This is a genomic window from Streptomyces sp. NPDC005791 (genome assembly GCF_042871485.1).
Taxonomy (GTDB): domain Bacteria; phylum Actinomycetota; class Actinomycetes; order Streptomycetales; family Streptomycetaceae; genus Streptomyces.
Genome location: NZ_JBIAIP010000002.1, coordinates 333,643 through 349,133 on the forward strand (window position 1 = coordinate 333,643; position 15,491 = coordinate 349,133).

18 protein-coding genes are annotated in these 15,491 nt (G+C 68.7%); 9 read left to right on the forward strand and 9 right to left on the reverse strand.

The window, feature by feature from the left end; translation table 11 throughout:
- Nucleotides 1-66: 66 nt before the first annotated feature.
- Together ACFYSH_RS05785 and ACFYSH_RS05790 are read left to right on the forward strand one after the other, a co-directional pair.
- Entirely contained in the window at nt 67-339 is a 273-nt protein-coding gene (locus ACFYSH_RS05785; protein ID WP_359467765.1) for a type II toxin-antitoxin system prevent-host-death family antitoxin, read from the forward strand.
- Complete coding sequence (locus ACFYSH_RS05790) at nt 332-784, forward strand: PIN domain-containing protein (RefSeq protein ID WP_359467768.1); 453 nt, start codon at nt 332-334, stop codon at nt 782-784. Before ACFYSH_RS05785 ends, ACFYSH_RS05790 begins: the two co-directional genes overlap by 8 nt.
- 193 nt (nt 785-977) lie before the next feature.
- Here the strand turns inward: ACFYSH_RS05790 and ACFYSH_RS05795 are convergent, their stop codons facing one another.
- Nucleotides 978-2,024, reverse strand: coding sequence for a methyltransferase domain-containing protein (locus ACFYSH_RS05795; RefSeq protein ID WP_388751054.1), 1,047 nt, complete (start codon nt 2,022-2,024; stop codon nt 978-980).
- 155 nt (nt 2,025-2,179) lie between these two features.
- Nucleotides 2,180-2,341, reverse strand: coding sequence for a hypothetical protein (locus ACFYSH_RS05800; protein ID WP_359467773.1), 162 nt, complete (start codon nt 2,339-2,341; stop codon nt 2,180-2,182).
- Nucleotides 2,342-3,305: 964 nt separating this feature from the next.
- Here ACFYSH_RS05800 and ACFYSH_RS05805 point away from each other — a divergent pair.
- The 3 genes from ACFYSH_RS05805 (at nt 3,306) to ACFYSH_RS05815 (ending at nt 5,298) form a co-directional block, all read left to right on the forward strand.
- The gene (locus ACFYSH_RS05805; RefSeq protein WP_388751056.1) at nt 3,306-4,145 is read left to right on the forward strand and encodes a Scr1 family TA system antitoxin-like transcriptional regulator; all 840 of its coding nucleotides are present in this window, start codon (nt 3,306-3,308) and stop codon (nt 4,143-4,145) included.
- Nucleotides 4,142-4,351, forward strand: coding sequence for a DUF397 domain-containing protein (locus ACFYSH_RS05810; RefSeq protein ID WP_388751058.1), 210 nt, complete (start codon nt 4,142-4,144; stop codon nt 4,349-4,351). The genes ACFYSH_RS05805 and ACFYSH_RS05810 overlap by 4 nt, the downstream gene beginning before the upstream one ends.
- Nucleotides 4,352-4,524: 173 nt before the next feature.
- Complete coding sequence (locus ACFYSH_RS05815) at nt 4,525-5,298, forward strand: SDR family NAD(P)-dependent oxidoreductase (RefSeq protein ID WP_388751060.1); 774 nt, start codon at nt 4,525-4,527, stop codon at nt 5,296-5,298.
- A gap of 122 nt (nt 5,299-5,420) precedes the next feature.
- Here ACFYSH_RS05815 and ACFYSH_RS05820 read toward each other — a convergent pair whose 3' ends face one another.
- A complete protein-coding gene (locus ACFYSH_RS05820) occupies nt 5,421-6,239 on the reverse strand; it encodes a glycoside hydrolase family 25 protein (RefSeq protein WP_359467785.1) in 819 nt (272 codons plus the stop codon).
- Between the two features lie 364 nt (nt 6,240-6,603).
- Between ACFYSH_RS05820 and ACFYSH_RS05825 the strand changes: the two genes are divergently transcribed.
- From ACFYSH_RS05825 to ACFYSH_RS05840, 4 genes are all read left to right on the forward strand, one after another.
- Nucleotides 6,604-7,617: a peptidoglycan-binding protein gene (locus tag ACFYSH_RS05825; protein ID WP_388751062.1), complete on the forward strand. Its 1,014-nt coding sequence runs from the start codon at nt 6,604-6,606 to the stop codon at nt 7,615-7,617.
- A 298-nt stretch (nt 7,618-7,915) separates the two neighbouring features.
- Nucleotides 7,916-8,581 carry a L,D-transpeptidase gene (locus tag ACFYSH_RS05830; RefSeq protein WP_388751064.1) on the forward strand — a complete coding sequence of 222 codons (666 nt, stop codon included), beginning with the start codon at nt 7,916-7,918 and terminating at the stop codon, nt 8,579-8,581.
- A 196-nt stretch (nt 8,582-8,777) separates the two neighbouring features.
- Entirely contained in the window at nt 8,778-9,425 is a 648-nt protein-coding gene (locus ACFYSH_RS05835) for a class I SAM-dependent methyltransferase (protein ID WP_388751066.1), read from the forward strand.
- 217 nt (nt 9,426-9,642) lie between these two features.
- The gene (locus tag ACFYSH_RS05840) at nt 9,643-10,215 is read left to right on the forward strand and encodes a transposase (protein WP_388751068.1); all 573 of its coding nucleotides are present in this window, start codon (nt 9,643-9,645) and stop codon (nt 10,213-10,215) included.
- Here the strand turns inward: ACFYSH_RS05840 and ACFYSH_RS05845 are convergent.
- The 6 genes from ACFYSH_RS05845 to ACFYSH_RS05870 form a co-directional block, all read right to left on the reverse strand.
- Nucleotides 10,196-11,113 (reverse strand): DUF3592 domain-containing protein, encoded by a 918-nt coding sequence (locus tag ACFYSH_RS05845; protein WP_388751070.1) that lies wholly within the window; start codon nt 11,111-11,113, stop codon nt 10,196-10,198. The genes ACFYSH_RS05840 and ACFYSH_RS05845 overlap by 20 nt on opposite strands.
- A gap of 225 nt (nt 11,114-11,338) precedes the next feature.
- The gene (gene trxA, locus ACFYSH_RS05850) at nt 11,339-11,692 is read right to left on the reverse strand and encodes a thioredoxin (RefSeq protein WP_359467798.1); all 354 of its coding nucleotides are present in this window, start codon (nt 11,690-11,692) and stop codon (nt 11,339-11,341) included.
- Nucleotides 11,689-12,105, reverse strand: coding sequence for a MerR family transcriptional regulator (locus ACFYSH_RS05855; protein ID WP_359467801.1), 417 nt, complete (start codon nt 12,103-12,105; stop codon nt 11,689-11,691). The genes trxA and ACFYSH_RS05855 overlap by 4 nt, the downstream gene beginning before the upstream one ends.
- A 62-nt stretch (nt 12,106-12,167) precedes the next feature.
- Nucleotides 12,168-12,812 (reverse strand): hypothetical protein, encoded by a 645-nt coding sequence (locus ACFYSH_RS05860; RefSeq protein ID WP_388751072.1) that lies wholly within the window; start codon nt 12,810-12,812, stop codon nt 12,168-12,170.
- 282 nt (nt 12,813-13,094) lie between these two features.
- On the reverse strand, nt 13,095-13,787 hold the full coding sequence (lepB, locus tag ACFYSH_RS05865) for a signal peptidase I (RefSeq protein ID WP_388751074.1): 693 nt from the start codon (nt 13,785-13,787) through the stop codon (nt 13,095-13,097).
- A 240-nt stretch (nt 13,788-14,027) separates the two neighbouring features.
- Entirely contained in the window at nt 14,028-15,410 is a 1,383-nt protein-coding gene (locus tag ACFYSH_RS05870) for a cation:dicarboxylate symporter family transporter (protein WP_388751076.1), read from the reverse strand.
- Nucleotides 15,411-15,491 lie beyond the last annotated feature (81 nt).

Consider the following 15,491-nt stretch of genomic DNA (forward strand, 5'->3'; position numbering starts at 1 on the left):
CACTCGTCGTCGCGGGCGCAGCGGGACCGGTAGGTGACGTTGTAGAACGCGTAGTACATTGGGCTTATGGGCGGAAACAGGGAAGTTCCACTCCGGCAACTGAACCAGCAGACCTCACGCGTCATGGCCCGTGTGCAGGCCGGCGAGACCGTGACCATCACCAAGGACGGCGTCCCGATAGGAGACATCGTCCCCCGAGGGGCCCGTCTGGGCCCGCTCTCCTACCCCTTTCGTACCGACCCGATGGGTCCGCTGGACTTTCCCGACCTGGGCGGCCCGGAGCTCACCGACGACGAGATCGACACGACGCTGAGGGGCATGGGCGCGACCGATGGCTGACATTCCCGTCGCGATCGCCGACACGAACGCCCTGTATCGGCTGTTCACGGCCAAGGACCCCCGCCACGCTCAGCACAGGGACACCCTGGCCTCGGTGGGACACCTCGTGGTGTCGCCGATGGTCCTCACCGAACTCGACTATCTGCTGACCTCGCGGGTCGGCGCTCGCGCATCGATGACCGCGCTCGACTTCATCGCGGGCCAGGCCGAAGCCCGCCGTTTCGAAGTCCCGGAAATCGCCCCGCACCTGCGCGGCGCCATGGCGGTCATGCGTGGGTACGAGGACGCCGACAACGGTCAAGGCGTCGGCCTGGCCGATGCGATGAACGTGGTGCTCGCAGCCGCTTTCCGGACCGCCGACCTCTTCACCACCGACGGTCACTTCCGCATGATGCGTCCACTCACCGGCCACCCGGCGTTCCGGCTGTTGCCCGACGACCTGTGAGCGGTGGACGGGCGTCAGGACCGTTCCCATCCAGTGTGCATCAGTGAGTCCTGGACCCACTGATGTGTTCTGGGCGCGTCCCGTTCGGTGGCACGCCTCCAGGGGCGTGGTCGGAGATACAGTCTCCGCCGCGAAATGGGCCTTCGATACGCCCTGGCTCGTCCACTACCGGTGACAGCGCGATAACTCCATTTCAATGGTTCCGTACACGAGCCCCGGGAGCCCACCGGGGCACAGGGTTGGCCGGGACGTCCACCCACACCACATGGCCACGGTCATCCACCGTGAGGCCGAACCGGTCGAAGTCCGGCTGACCTTGCTGGTACCACCACCGCCACGCGGTCTCCAGTTCATGCCACAGCTCGCGGCGCCCCGACTGCACGACGCGGAAGGAGGCCTCCCCGCGCACGTAGTCGGCCGACGCCCAGCTCGTCCGTCCCCTGTCGAACAGCCACAGCCGGTAGGAGTCCTCCCGCACGTCCGATACACGGCAGAACATGTCCGGGACCTGCACACCGATCGCGAACATGTGGATCCACTCGCCCACGTCGTCAGGTGACAGCGTCGTCCTGGACTCCACACCCCCGGCCGGCCAGGTGTTCTCGTCGAGGAAGTCGCTCGTGGGCGGTAGATTCCGCCTCTGCTCGCGGAGTCGCATGAAGGCCGACGAGCCGACGAACCGGCCGGTCAGCGTTCCGGCCTCCGTGACCGTGAGCTGGGCCAACGCCTCACCCCCGTACACGGGCCCCCAGGGGGCCACGATCACCGCCCCCGGCTTGGCCTGGCTCACCCACTGGACCGGAATGCTCCCGACCGAGCACGTGGCAATGATCCGGTCGTACGGCGCATCCTTGCCGTAGCCGCGCGTGCCATCGCCGACGATGACCTTCGGGTGGAAACCCGCAGCCATGAGCCGGGCGCGGGCCTCAGCTGCAATGTGCGCGTCCACCTCCACCGTGACGACGTTCATGTCTCCGAGCCTGTGGCACAGCAGAGCGGCGTTCCAGCCCGTGCCCGTGCCGATCTCCAGCACCCTGTGACCGGCCTCGACGTCCAGCGCCGAAAGCATGGAGAACACCATCGTGGGCATCGAGTTGGAGCAGGACGGCGTGCGGCCCCGGCCAGGACCCGTGTATGCCCCGTCGTCCCACTGTGTCGTGATCGGAGCGTCCGTCCAGACGGCCTCCCACCACGACTCCGGAGCTTCCGACCGGATCACCCGGCCGTCCTGGCGGTTCATTCCCGCTCTCCCCGGCCAGATGACATCCGGAACGAAGAAGTGACGGGGCACCGCCTTGAAGGCCGGCAACCAGTCGGAAGCCAGCGCACCCTTCTCCATGAGCCCGGAGGCCAGTCCGTCAGGACCAGCCTCCGACATCGTCTCCTCGGACACGATCAGCGCCCGTCCGCCGGTGTCTGCCCGTCGCTGCTGTTACCGCCTTCGTCGGAGCCACCTCCGCCGTGCTTGTTGCCCGAGTCGCTGTCGTCCTGCGGGTTACCACCATCGGCCTGGAGCATCCAGAACGGGTTCATAAGTGTGTCCTCTCGTGGGTTCATCGAATCGTTCTCCTGCAACCCGCCCTGCCGAGGGCGGGGCTGTGACCCCACCTCCCTGACCTCGAAGCGAGGCCGGGGAGGCAGGAAACCAGGGGTTTCGGACCGGCCAGGACTCGGCCGGATCCCGGGACGGTAGTCATGGGGCGGCAAGGCAACGCGGGCAGTTCACAGCACGAGCCCAAACGTCCTTCTCGTCACCGGCCTTGCCATCACCGCATACCGACTTCAACTCACGCGTCCGCCCGGGGTCATCAAGCGGTCCGATGAGCCTGTGCACGGTTATGACGTCTTCTCCGACAGTGCCCGGCGCCCACTTCGCCATTTCATCGGGCCGCGTCTTCGCGCTCATTTCCTGCCCTTCTGCCGTTGCCTATGAATCCTGCCGACCGCCACCAGTTGTCGCTCCATCACTTCCGGTACGGCGAAAGCTCTGCGGATTCCACTCTTCGCGGCCGCTCCGCAACAGGGCTCTTCACCCTCACGCCCGTTCCGCCCTTCAGTGCGGGTGGTTCACCATCTCTTCGTTGCAGCTCCGGACCGTGATCAGGTTCCCTGCCACGTACGCTGACGCTCGCTGCCGTGACAGCGCTCCGCACACGTCGCACCCGGCCATGGGAACGGGCTCAAGGGCGGGCGGGTGAAGCGCGGATACAGCCGTGGCACCGCTCACCGTTCGAACCCGCTTCCGAAGTCCGGCCTCAACCTCTCCGAGTACACCCTTGCTCGGCACGGCGTATCCGGTGCGTGGCACCCAGTCCGGGACCAGTCGCCAGAACGCGTCGATCCGTGTGACCGGCTCGTCAGCGCCACTGCGGCGTCGCTGGGGACTGGGTGACTTGGAAGTGTGCTTCCGGGGCAAGGTCCACTCCTCTCCGTAGCCATACCGCTACCGGGCCCGCCCAGCGTGACGTAAGGTCAGGTTTCCTTCAACTGAGCGAAAACGAAGGAAGGATTGGACGGCGGAATGGTCAACCGCAAGGAATTGGACCCCGAGAGCAGCCCCCAAGCAGCCTACGGTGCCCGCATGCGCAGGTTGCGGGAGGATCGAGGCTGGAGCCAGGAGGAGTTGGCCGAGAGCTTGGCATATTCCAGTCAGCATATTTCGGCTGTGGAAACTTGCCGGAAGTCACCAACCCTTCCCTTCTCACGCAAAGTCGATCTCGTCTTCGGGATTGCCGGTTCCGTCGATTCGTTTGAGCGCGAGTGGCGCGCAATTCGACATGGCTCGCTATTGGAAGGCTTCCCCGAGTACGTGGGGCATGAGGGCCGAGCGGTAGAGATCCGACTGTTCGAGATCGGGATCATTCCCGGGCTGTTACAGACGCCGGAGTACGCACAGGTGTTGGCGGACAGCGCCGTACGGCGGGGTGCCATCACGCCCGCACAAGCAGATGAACGTGTCTCGTTCCTGGCGGAGCGACAGGCGGCGCTGGCACGACCCCGGCCACCCATGATGTTCGTGACCATGGACGAAAGCTGCATCCGTCGGCCCATTGGCGAAGCCGACGTCATGGCCGCCCAGTTGGAGCGTCTGGTCGAGTTCGCCGAGCTGCCGAACACGCTGCTACAGGTGGCACCGTTCGAGATAGGCGAGCGACGCACGTTCGACCTGCCCGTCAACCTCTTGACACTGCCGGATCGGTCCGTGATCTGTTACGCCGAGTCGCAGGCTCAGGGGCACCTGGAACGAGAGAGCACTTCCGTGATGCCCATGCTGACGGCCTACCATCAGCTACAGGCTCAAACGCTGTCGCAGGCGGCATCCGTAGCCATGATCAGCCAGTTGCGAAAGGGCACCCCGTGACGACCGAATCCCCCCGTTGGTTCAAGTCCTCGTACAGCAACAACGGCGGCAACTGCCTCGAGGTCGCCGCCAACCTCATCACCCCGCGCGGCATCGTTCCCGTGCGTGATTCCAAGGATCCGAGCGGCCCAGTCCTGCACTTCTCCGCCTGCGCGTTCGCTTCGTTCGTGGCCGAGGTGAAGGCCGGGGAGCCGTCCGTCATCTGACCTGCTCCAAGCGCCACGACCAGAACCCCGCCACTCCCCCGTCTTCGGAGCGGCGGGGTTCTTCGTCTGGCGAAGTGACGCAACGGGGAACCGGCCTGCGCCCGCCGCATCCGTCAGGGCGTGACCGCAGGAGGTTTACTCGCCACATGAGTGACGTGAGTAGGACGAGTGCGATGAGTGGGACGAGTGGGATGTTGGCGGGCAAGACCGTCATGATCACGGGCGCGTCGAGCGGTATCGGGGAAGCAGCCGCCCGTTTGTTCGCCGCCGAGGGAGCCGCGGTCGTCCTGATGGCCCGTCGCGAGAATGTGCTGCGGCAACTGGCGCAGGAGATCGCCGACTCGGGCGGCCGGGTGGTGATCAGTGCGGGCGACGTCTCGGTCGCCCAGGACGTGCAGCGTGCCGTGGACACGGCCCGGGAGCACTTCGGCACCCTGGACGCGGCCTTCAACAACGCGGGCTTCGCCGGAGACGACCTGTCGCCCCTGCATGAGCTCGACCAGGCAGTCTTCGACCGCTCGATGGCCGTCAATGTCACCGGCACCTGGAATTGTCTGCGCTCCCAGATCCCGGTGATGCTCGAAGCGGGGAAGGGCGCGATCGTCAACACGGCCAGCACGGCGGCCATGGGGGCCACCGGAGCCCCCGTGCCCTACGTCGCCGCCAAGCACGCGGTGCTCGGCATGACCAGGGCAGCGGCGGCCGAGTACGCGGCGCACGGGATTCGCATCAACACGCTCGTCGTCGGCACCACCCGGACGGACATGATCGACCAAGCGGTGCAGGCCTACCCGGAGTTGGGTACGGCTTTCGTCGCCCGCCAGATGCAGAAGCGCATGGCGGATCCCGTCGAGATCGCGCAGGCGGCCCTGTGGCTGTGCAGCGACCGCGCGTCCTTCGCCACGGGGTCGGCACTGGCCGTGGACGGTGGATGGACGGCCTGCTGACAGCCGCCCCTCCTGCGTCGCTGTCGCCACCGTGCCGGGGCCGCTTCGTCGAGGCACCGTGAGACTCGCGTCGCGAACGGGTCGCCGTCAGTCGTACGCGCCCTCCGGGCGCCGTTCGCTGATCAGCCGGCCGGGAGGTGGGCGCGGCGCTTCAGCTCCGCCAGGGTGCCGCGGAACACGTTGAGGTCGGTCCTGCCCCTCGATGGGATGCCGGGCACGCTTCCCTGTTCGCTGTGCTGCCAGATCGTCCAGCCTGACCCGGCACCCGGCACGGCGTCGGGCTCGCGGGAGCCGCTCCGGTAGCGCGGCTGCCAGAGCGTGTGTCCCTCGAGGAGCGAGCCGTCGCCGTCCATGCACCGGTCCACGAACTGCTTGGTGGTGTACACGATCGGTCTCACTCCGACCTCACCGGTGAGCACCTGGAGGAAGTCACGCAGCTGACCGGTGCCGAAGCCCTTGGGACACGCGTTCTTCTTCAGCTCCAGATCGACCGTCGGCGGCAGTTCACCGGCCGCCTTCCCGGTGTACCTCGCGCCCTTCATCGCCTGCACGAAGTTCTCGGCCTGAGCGGCGCCCGGTGTCCCGGCGTAGAAGTGGTAGGCGCCGCGAACGAGACCCGCGCGCTTCGCCCCTTCGAGATCGCGGGCGAACCAGCTGTCCCTCTCGGTGGCACCCTCGGTGGCCTTGGCGATCACGAACGAGTGCCCGGCAGCGCGGACCCGACGCCAGTCGACCGCCCGCCCTCCGGGGTGGCTGTAGTGGCTGGTGTCGACGCCCTTGACGCGGTACTTGCCCGGCGGGGCCGCCTCCGAGGGCATCGCGGTCAGGCCGGTGACCACCACTGCGGTGCTCGCCGCCACCACGGCGGTCCGTACGGCGGCCCTTCGCAGGCCGGTCATGCGGCTTTTAGCCGCGGTGGGTGTGATGCGGACGACGGACATGCGGAGTCCTTCCAAGGGGATCGGTCAGGGGTCCGGGCCGTACGACGCGAGCCCGCGCGCCACTCGTCCGGGTGAACGTGTACGCGGCTGAGAGACGCGCCGCGCGCCGGACCGCGACGACCTGTGCAGCTGGGCTCCGGGGTCGCCGGGCCCCGAGGGCGCCGAACCGGACGCCCGGTGGCGAAGTCAGCATGCCGGACACGTCGTCCCGCTCGCTACGATCTGCTCTGCTGTCGGCCGATGCGTTCATGTATGCCGTTATGCACGCCGCCGACCAGCTGAGATGCGGTCAGGCACGGACTCCGGGGGCCTGGTTGTTCCGTGCCGCCGGCTGTTCCGTACGAGGACGGGGAGGGACTCACGCGTGGCGAGCGAGCGAGGTGGCCAGGAGCAGGAGGAACCGCCGGGCGTGCAGCTGGCGCGGTTGCTCCGGGGATGGTGGGAGGCGGCCGGAAGCGCGTCCGGCGGTACGCGGCCGACACAACAGGCGCTGGCGTCGAGGCTGGGCATCGACCAGACGACACTCTCGCGCTACCTGAACCGCAATCACCAGTCCACCGCTCCCCCGAGGGTGGTGGCGGCTCTGCACGCCCAGTTACGCGCCCCGGCGCAGGAGTTGGAGCGGGCGCAGGCCCTGTGCCGGGCCTCGCTCGAGGATCTGGGGCGCCAGCGGGCGGCCGGCGGCACACCCGTACCTGCCGACGGGGCCGACGCGGAGACCCGTGGCGGTGATGCCTCCGGCCGGTCACTCCCCCGGTGGGCGCTGCCGGCGGTGGTGGCGGTGGCTGTTCTGTCCTTCCTCGCCGGCACCGTCGTGCAGGGGCAGTTCGCCGAGGACCGTACGGTCGCGGCGAGCGGGAGCACGGGGGCCGGTTCCGCCCACGCGACGCACGGGCCCCAGCGCTGGCCGCTGGTGAAGCGGAAGAAGCACGAGGACCAGTTCACCTGGGGCCGCACGGTGCAGAACCTGCTGAAACACCAGGGGTACGAGCTGGAGGTGGACGGCATCTTCGGAGACAGGACGTACGAGGCCGTCATGGACTTCCAGAGGAGACACCACCTCTCGCCCGACGGCAAGGTAGGGGACGACACCTGGCCGGCTCTGGTCGTGGAGATCCACATCGGCGCCGAAGGATTCCCGGTCAGGGCGGCGCAGGAACTGCTGGACAAGGCGGGCCAGGGCGGCACGGAGGTCTCGGGAACGTTCACCCCGACGACCGCTTCCAACGTGAAGTTCTTCCAGCAGGGACACGGCCTTCCCGTGACCGGTGCGGTGGACGTGCCCACCTGGCGGGCGCTGCTGATGTCCCAGAGCCCGGCCGATGACACGCCCGCGTACCAGAAGTCCCCGGGCGCTTCGCCCTCCGTCTCCGCGTGAGCACGGCGGGCAGGCGTTGGTGCCCGCACGGCGCATGTCGTCCGCCGCTTCCCGCATGACGCATGACGGCATGACGGCATGACGGCATGACGGCAGGTCAGGGCCGCTGTGCATGGGCTGCATCCATGCACCTGTGCAGCCTGCCGAAAGCACTTTTCCGTGCCGTGGCCCCCGGGGCAGTCTGGTGATGCGCCCAGCGGTGCCGGACGGCCCGCCCTCGTCGAGGGCATCGAAGAGCCTGCGTCCGCTCCCCCGCTTTCGGTGCGCGTCCCGTCATCTCTCCTCGGAGGAGTTCTCCATGTCCGCTTTCCGCACGACCACGCATCCGCACGTCCACCCCGGAGGGAACGAGGCCGCAGGACGGGAGCGAGGTACGCACAGGGAGTCGAGCAAGCGCGTGGTCAGCGGCGTGCTGGCCGTGGGAACCCTGGCGGCCACCCTCGCACTGGCGCCGGCCGCCGCGGTCGGCGCACCGGCGGCGGGCACGAAGCCCGCTGCCGCGGCGCCTGCGACGACGCTGGTGTTCGACAAGAACCAGAGTTCGCCCTCCGACTCACGGCTGCGCGTCTACCGGGGCGGGAAGCTCCAGGCCGCCTACCGGGCCGGGTCCGGTCACGGGAAGCGGATCAAGGAGGACTGCGTCCGCAACCAGGGCTGGATGCCGAACGGAAACTGGAAGATCAAGCTCAAGGACAGGCGCTACAACGGACGGCTGATCAAGGGATACGCCGTGTGGCTGGAGAACATGCCGTGCTCCAGGAAGACCACCACGCGCACGGAGATGTTCATCCACTCCGAGATGAACCGGGACGGCAGCCGGGGAAAGACCGAGGCACGCCGCTGGGACGGCGCGAGTGACTACGCGTCCAACGGCTGTGTGAAGCTCAACCCGACGGACATCGCGAAGATGTTCGGGCTCCTCGACCGCATCGGCTGGCCGACCCACCTGCGGGTGATCAACTGACGGCTCCGCCACCGCCACCCCCACCGCATGCCGGTGGGGGTGGCGCGCTCGCGGGCCCTTACGCCAGGGCGTTCGGGAGCTGTACGCCTTGTCGCCGCTGACGTGGGCCCCGCCCGCGCCACTTCCCGGGGGCTGCGCCCTCACCCCGGGGAGACGGCCTCCCGGATCACCCCGGAGCCAGACTACTGTCGTGAGCATGGTCCGACACGATGCCTTCGATGCCACCCGTGAGGCTTACGACGCCGCTGCCCCCACCTATGCGGAGCTGTTCCGCGACTCGCTCCGTGACAGCCCCCTGGACCGCGCGATCCTCAGCGCCTTCGCCGAGGCCGTACGCGCGAGCGGGGACGGTCAGGTCGCGGACCTGGGGTGCGGGCCCGGCCATGTCACCGCTCATCTGGTGGAGCTGGGGCTGGCGGCGTTCGGGGTGGACGCCTCTCCCGTGATGATCGAGCTGGCCCGGCGGGCCCATCCGGGCCTGCGGTTCGACGTGGGCTCGATGGCAGCGTTGGACGTCGCTGACGGCGTGCTGACCGGCGCACTCTCACGCTGGTCCATCATCCACACCCCGCCGCCACAACTCCCCGCAATCCTCGCGGAGTTCCACCGCGTACTGGCATCCGGCGGCCACCTGTTGGTCGGATTCTCGGCGACTGACGACCCGTCTCAGCTGACGCAGGTCTTCGATCACGCGGTCGTCCCCGCCTACCGATGGTCGCCCGACCACCTCTCCGCGATGCTGGGCGAGTCCGGACTGGCCGAAGTGGCCCGCATGGTTCGCCGGCCGCAACCCACCGACCGGCGACAGTTCCAGGAAGTGCAACTGCTGGCCCGTAAGGCCTGACCGCTCCCAGCCCACCCGCCGCGCCGAGCGGGCATACTCTTCGTCCTCTACACCGACATAGCCTGGCAACTCTTGCCGCTGGAGCTGGGGTTCGGCTCGGGGGCCAGACGTGCTGGCGTCGCCTGGACAGGTGGCAGAAGGCAGGGGTCTTCGACCGGCTGCACCGGATCCTGCTCGCGGAACTGAACGCGGCCGGCGCACTCGACTGGTCACGGGCATGCGTGGACGGTTCGCACATCCGAGCAAAAAAGGGGGATCCGATACCGGTCCGTCGCCGGTCGACCGGCGGAAAACGGCAAGCAAGCACCACCTGATCTGCGACGGACGTGGCACCCCGCTCAAGGTCATCACGACTGCGGCCAACGTAAACGACGTCACCCAGACCCTCGCTCTGGTCGACGGCATCCCACCCATCGCCGGCCGCCCGGGCAGGCCCCGCAGACGACCCGCAGCCCCTGCTCGGCGACAAGGGCTACGACTCCAACACCAATCGAGACGAACTACGCAAGCGCGGGATCCTGCCCGTCATCTCACGCAAAGGCTGTCCGAACATCAAGGGACTGGGCGAACTTCGCTACGTGGTGGCACAGACCTTCGCCCTGCTCCACCACTTCAAACGCCTCGCAGTTCGCTGGGAACGGCGCACCGAACTTCACGACGCCTTCGGCTCCCTCGCCTGCAGCCTCATCTGCTACCGACGCCTCAAGCAGTGCCGATCGCAAGAGCGGTGGTACGAGTTCAAGAGGTGCTCGACACGGACGCATACGGAGTCAGCCACGCAAGGCGATGAAGAGCTGGTATCCGGTGATCCCAAGTCCGCCGCAGGCCATACCGAGGCCTACGACTGACATCAGCGCCATCATGACCTGGCCGTAGAGCGACTGGCGGGTGGAGGCGCGGCTGGGGTTGTTCGGGTCGTAGCTGAGCTCCAGCTGCTGCCCGCCGGTCCGATCCCGGTAGAAGTGCAGCCCGCCGTCCTGGTCCTCGTACCGGTACACCTTGGTACTGTCGGTGTAGTGGTCGAGTTCGGCCATCACCGTGATGCCATGCTTGGGGAGGCGCAGCGCTTCGTACAAGCCTCGTCCCAGTGTCAGAGCCAGGAATACCCCCGTGCTCGCGAAGAGCTGCAAGAACGGCAGCGCGATGGCCCACGCCGGCTCACGGAGCACCGCCACCGCCCCATCGATCACAGCGAAGACCGCGATCACGGCGACAAGGAGAACGCGCTTCGAGGGCGTCCGGGGGTGCCCAGCAGGGACTTCGGTGATCAGATCTTCGCCGTCGACGCGCAATCCCTCGTCCCCTCTCTCGGGCAGTCGGGCCTGCAGGGCGGCGCAGAACGTGGTCACGGCTGCGGTGCTGGCATCGTGAACCGCGTACACGGCAGGACGGCGGTCGGCCTCTGCAGTCGTCAGTACTACCTGGAACGAGCGGTCGAGGCTGCGGACCGCTTCGATGGCATCCAGCGGAATTCGTGTCACGCGCCCGTCCTCTTCCCACTGCACGTAGTCGAATCCGTCCCCGAAGCGGGCGGTGGCACTGCTGCCGCGCAGCACGAGGGATGGGAGGGCAGGCGTCGTCGTCATGTGCATATGACGGCTGAGATCAACAAACGGTTGCCCACCGCCGTGGCAGGCGCACGTCACAGCCTCAGGGCAGAAGGCGGCACCACTCAATGCCAGGCCCATCTTGGCCCCTGGCACCACCCAGCCAAGGCGATGATCCAGAGGCGAAGTCGTACACCCGGCACCGGAGCCGTCCTGGCCAGCTTTGCTTTCCGCCCTCAGCCCGCGCGTGCTCTCCCCGCGCCGCCTCTGCCCCACCCGACCAGAACACTTGAACAAGATCGTGTTACGAGCTCTTTGGGTGTCCTCAGTCCCCCAACGACCGCCCCACGCACGGTGGGCGCTGCCTCAGCCCTGCAGGGCCGCCGCCGGCAGCACCTCCTCCAGTTCCTGGAGCAGCCGCCGCTTCGGACGGGCGCCCACCATCGACCGCACCGGTTCGCCGTCCTGGAAGACCATCAGGGTCGGCGTCGACAGCACCGCGTAACGGCTCGTGATGCCCGGGTTGTGGTCCACGTCGATCTGCACGACCTTGACGCGGCCGGCCTCTTCCCTGGCGATCGCGCTGAGCACCGGGGCGAGCTGACGGCAGGGACCGCACCAGTCGGCGGTGAATTCGACCAGGACCGGCAGGCCGCCTCCCAGTACCTCCGTGTCGAACGTCGTGTCGGTCACCTCGGCGACACCTTCCGCATGGATCATCCTTCGTCCTCCCAGTTCAGTTCGCATCGTGGTTCGGGGCCGCCCGGCAGCTCGGCGGACGCCTCCAGTTCGGCGCGGGCCAGCTGGGCCCCCACCTCCGTACGGACCGACTGAAGCTGACCGATGAGGGCGTCCAGCTCGCCGAGCTTGCGCCGGTAGACGGCCAGTGACGCCGGACAGGCGTCGCCCGCCGGATGGCCGGCGCGCAGGCAGTCGACGAAGGGACGGGTCTCCTCCAGGTCGAACCCGAAGTCCTGGAGGGTCCGGATCTGCTGGATCAGCCGCAGGTCGCTCTCGTCGTACGTGCGGTACCCGTTGCCCGCGCGGCGTGCGTGCAGCAGGCCCCGTGACTCGTAGTACCGCAGCGTCCGTGTCGTCGTTCCGGCGCGTTCGGCCAGTTCCCCGATTCGCATACCGCGACCGTATTCCTTGACGCCGACGTCAAGGCAAGGCGTGGCGTGGCGGGCTCCGGGCCCTATGTGTCGCAGGCGCCGGGCGCGACGCCGCTGCCCGCCAGTTCGAACAGCTCACCGAGAGACCGGGCTCCGGTCCCGGCCTCGGCCCTCGTGCGGACGGTGACGCTCTCCTCGGGAAACAGGGCGATGAGAGCGATCTGCGACGTGAGGGGCTTACGCACGTGGCCGGACGCGGGTGGGACTCCTGCGGAGGTGGCCTCGACATGGAGGTGGCTGATGCTCTCGTCCACCAGCAGCACGTGGAAGCGCATCAGTTCGTAGCCCTCGTCGGCCTGAGGCCGTCCGGTGGGCAGAAGTGTCTCGGATTCGCCGAGCGAGGTCATCGACCAGCCGCGCAGAACGGCCGCGGCTTCCTCGGGATCGGTCAGGTCCGGTGCCCCCGCGCTGCCCGAGAGGTGTTCCGCGCTCCCCCAGCCCTCCGCGCCCTCGCGCCGCGCGAAGAAGAGCTCCTCGGCGACGACACCGTCCTTGCGCCGGTGGAGGAGCAGGGCGAAACCGAGGTCGCCGCGTACGCACGTGTCGGCGACGACCGTGGTGGTGGCGCCCTCGATGCGGTGCGCCGGTACGGCCCCGTGTTCCCCGGCGCCGGGCGCGTACGCGCCCGTCAGAGCGGCTCGTGCGGTGTCCGCCAGATTCCTGTGCATCCCGCTCCTCGGTGGCACGAGTACCGAACGCGCGTCGCACGTGTGGGGTCGTGGAGTCGCAGTGGAACGCCAGTCTGGCACACCGGCCGCGGTGGCTGTTCAGCTCAGCCGGCACGTGTGCCGCCGGGTCGGCATCGCTGAGCAGCCGGGGCGGGCCCTTGCCCCGGTGAAGTCCGCGGCGACGGTCCGGAGTGCCCGGCTGGTCGCCCGTGCCCGGATCGGCGGCTCGGGGTGCGGCCGGGCCCCCGGATCACAGGCGCCGTGGCTGAGCCCGGGCCCCGATCAGTCCGCGAGGCCTCGGGACACCGGCTCGGACCACGGGCCATGGGGCACGGCCGCGAGCGAACGCCGCGCACTCCGCCCGGCCGCGTACCCTCCGATCCCGAGACCGGTCCCCACGAGGGTCAGCACGACCCCGAGGACTCCGAGCGTGCCCCACACCGCCGGCACGGCGAAACCCTCCTGCGCGCGTCCGAGCACTCCGGAGGCCGCGACGCTGCCCGACTGGTCGTCGAGGAAATACCGCGAGTCGTAGGAGTTCGCCCGGTGATCGCCCAGCAGGAACAAGCGCCCTGCCGGCACCCGCACGTCGTACGGTCCGGTCGCCGGGTCCGCCTCGCCGCGCCTCACGTACGGTTCGTCGACCGGCTTCCCGTTCACCGTGATGCGGTCCCCGTCGCCCACCACATGGTCGCCGCCCATCCCGATGACCCGCTGCAGGACCGGTCGGCCCATGGCGCGACCGGGCACTCGGACGAGTACGACATCACCCCTGCGTACCTCGTCCGCATCGACGCGCTCGACGACCAGTCGCTCGCCCACACGGTAGGTGGGCTCCATCGCCTGGCTCATGACGGTGACCCCTCGGTAGTGCGTGAGGAAGTACCCGCCGCCCCCCAGGGCCAGGATCAGCCCGAGCGGCACCAGTACCCCGGCCGCGACTCTCAGCCCGCCGCCCGCTCCCCGCTGCCTCATGAACGCCCTTCCGCCGAACCGGCCGCCACCGGGCCGGACAGCAGAGGTTAAGCGGTCCCGGGTCGCAGGCGCACCTCGGTCCCGCACGGCGCTCGACGGCAAGGCACCACAGGGGACCGGACCTGGCATCTCCGGGGCCCGCTGTGCGCGCCCACGGCACGAGTGCGGCCGGTACGGGGCTCGCTCCCGTACCGGCCGCACTCGCCTGCCCGTGTCCTCGGGCCTGCCTACGCCGCCTGCTTACGCCTTCGCCAGTGACGGCTTGTCGGCGGAGTCGGCGTCGGCGTCGTCGTCCCGCGAGGCCGGGACGTGCGGCTCCGCGCCGTGGACGTCGTCCGTCATCGTCTGCTCGTCGAACGGGATCGCACCGGAGAGGACCTGGTCCACGCGCTCCCGGTCGATCTCCTTGGTCCACGTGCCGACCAGCACCGTGGCGACCGCGTTGCCCGCGAAGTTCGTCAGGGCGCGGGCCTCGCTCATGAAGCGGTCGATGCCGACGATCAGGCCGACGCCGTCGACCAGTTCGGGGCGGTGCGACTGGAGGCCGCCCGCGAGGGTGGCCAGACCGGCGCCGGTGACGCCCGCCGCGCCCTTCGAGGCGATCACCATGAAGATCAGCAGCGAGATCTGCTCACCGATGGTCAGCGGGTCACCCGTCGCGTTGGCGATGAAGAGCGAGGCCATCGTGAGGTAGATCGCGGTGCCGTCGAGGTTGAAGGAGTAGCCGGTCGGCACCGTGATGCCGACGACGGGCTTGCTGACGCCCATGTGCTCCATCTTCGCGATCAGCCGCGGCAGGGCCGACTCGGACGAGGAGGTGGAGAGGATCAGCAGGAACTCACGGCCCAGGTACTTCAGCAGGGTGAAGATGTTGACCCCGGCCACCAGGCGCAGGATCGTGCCCAGGATCAGGAAGACGAAGAGCGCGCAGGTGACGTAGAAGCCGATCATGATGATCGCGAGGGACTTCAGCGCGTCCACTCCGGTCTCGCCGACCACCGCCGCCATCGCGCCGAACGCGCCGACCGGGGCCGCCCACATGATCATGGCCAGGATGCGGAAGACGAGGCGCTGGATGTGGCCGATGCCGCGCAGGACCGGCTCGCCGGCCGAGCCCATGGCCTGGAGCGCGAAGCCCGCCAGCAGGGCGATCAGCAGGGTCTGCAGGACCTCGCCCTCGGTGAAGGCCGAGACCATGGTGGTGGGGATGATGCCGAGCAGGAAGTCCACGGTGGACTCGCTGGCCCCCGAGGCCTGCTTCTCACCCGCGGCGCGGGCCGCCTCGGTGAGGTGGAGGCTGGATCCGGGCTCCAGGAGGTTGCCGACGACCAGGCCGATGGCCAGGGCGACGGTCGACATCACCAGGAAGTAGCCGAGGGCCAGGCCGCCGACGGCACCGACCTTGGCGGCCTTGCGTACGGAGCCGACCCCCAGCACGATCGTGCAGAAGATGATCGGCGAGATCATCATCTTGATGAGATTGACGAAGCCGGTGCCGATCGGCTTGAGCTCCACGGCGAAGTCGGGAACCACCAGGCCGACGGTGATGCCGAGCACCACGGCGGCGATCACGGCGATGTAGAGATAGTGGGTGCGGTCCCGTCGTGCGGCTTTCTCTGCCACGGGGGTCTCCTCGGGTTTGCGGCTGCTCCCCGTCCCTGGGGGCCCCGGCGACTATTCACGTTCCCTGTGACGGTCGTCACC

What these genes read in the sequence shown, in the direction of transcription:
- ACFYSH_RS05785 (WP_359467765.1), top strand. Translation starts at nt 67, where the DNA reads ATGGGCGGAAACAGGGAAGTTCCACTCCGGCAACTGAACCAGCAGACC.
- ACFYSH_RS05790 (WP_359467768.1), top strand. Translation starts at nt 332, where the DNA reads ATGGCTGACATTCCCGTCGCGATCGCCGACACGAACGCCCTGTATCGG.
- ACFYSH_RS05795 (WP_388751054.1), bottom strand. Translation starts at nt 2,024, where the DNA reads ATGAACCGCCAGGACGGCCGGGTGATCCGGTCGGAAGCTCCGGAGTCG.
- ACFYSH_RS05800 (WP_359467773.1), bottom strand. Translation starts at nt 2,341, where the DNA reads ATGAACCCACGAGAGGACACACTTATGAACCCGTTCTGGATGCTCCAG.
- ACFYSH_RS05805 (WP_388751056.1), top strand. Translation starts at nt 3,306, where the DNA reads ATGGTCAACCGCAAGGAATTGGACCCCGAGAGCAGCCCCCAAGCAGCC.
- ACFYSH_RS05815 (WP_388751060.1), top strand. Translation starts at nt 4,525, where the DNA reads ATGAGTGGGACGAGTGGGATGTTGGCGGGCAAGACCGTCATGATCACG.
- ACFYSH_RS05820 (WP_359467785.1), bottom strand. Translation starts at nt 6,239, where the DNA reads ATGTCCGTCGTCCGCATCACACCCACCGCGGCTAAAAGCCGCATGACC.
- ACFYSH_RS05830 (WP_388751064.1), top strand. Translation starts at nt 7,916, where the DNA reads ATGTCCGCTTTCCGCACGACCACGCATCCGCACGTCCACCCCGGAGGG.
- ACFYSH_RS05835 (WP_388751066.1), top strand. Translation starts at nt 8,778, where the DNA reads ATGGTCCGACACGATGCCTTCGATGCCACCCGTGAGGCTTACGACGCC.
- ACFYSH_RS05840 (WP_388751068.1), top strand. Translation starts at nt 9,643, where the DNA reads ATGCGTGGACGGTTCGCACATCCGAGCAAAAAAGGGGGATCCGATACC.
- ACFYSH_RS05845 (WP_388751070.1), bottom strand. Translation starts at nt 11,113, where the DNA reads ATGGGCCTGGCATTGAGTGGTGCCGCCTTCTGCCCTGAGGCTGTGACG.
- trxA (WP_359467798.1), bottom strand. Translation starts at nt 11,692, where the DNA reads ATGATCCATGCGGAAGGTGTCGCCGAGGTGACCGACACGACGTTCGAC.
- ACFYSH_RS05855 (WP_359467801.1), bottom strand. Translation starts at nt 12,105, where the DNA reads ATGCGAATCGGGGAACTGGCCGAACGCGCCGGAACGACGACACGGACG.
- ACFYSH_RS05860 (WP_388751072.1), bottom strand. Translation starts at nt 12,812, where the DNA reads ATGCACAGGAATCTGGCGGACACCGCACGAGCCGCTCTGACGGGCGCG.
- lepB (WP_388751074.1), bottom strand. Translation starts at nt 13,787, where the DNA reads ATGAGGCAGCGGGGAGCGGGCGGCGGGCTGAGAGTCGCGGCCGGGGTA.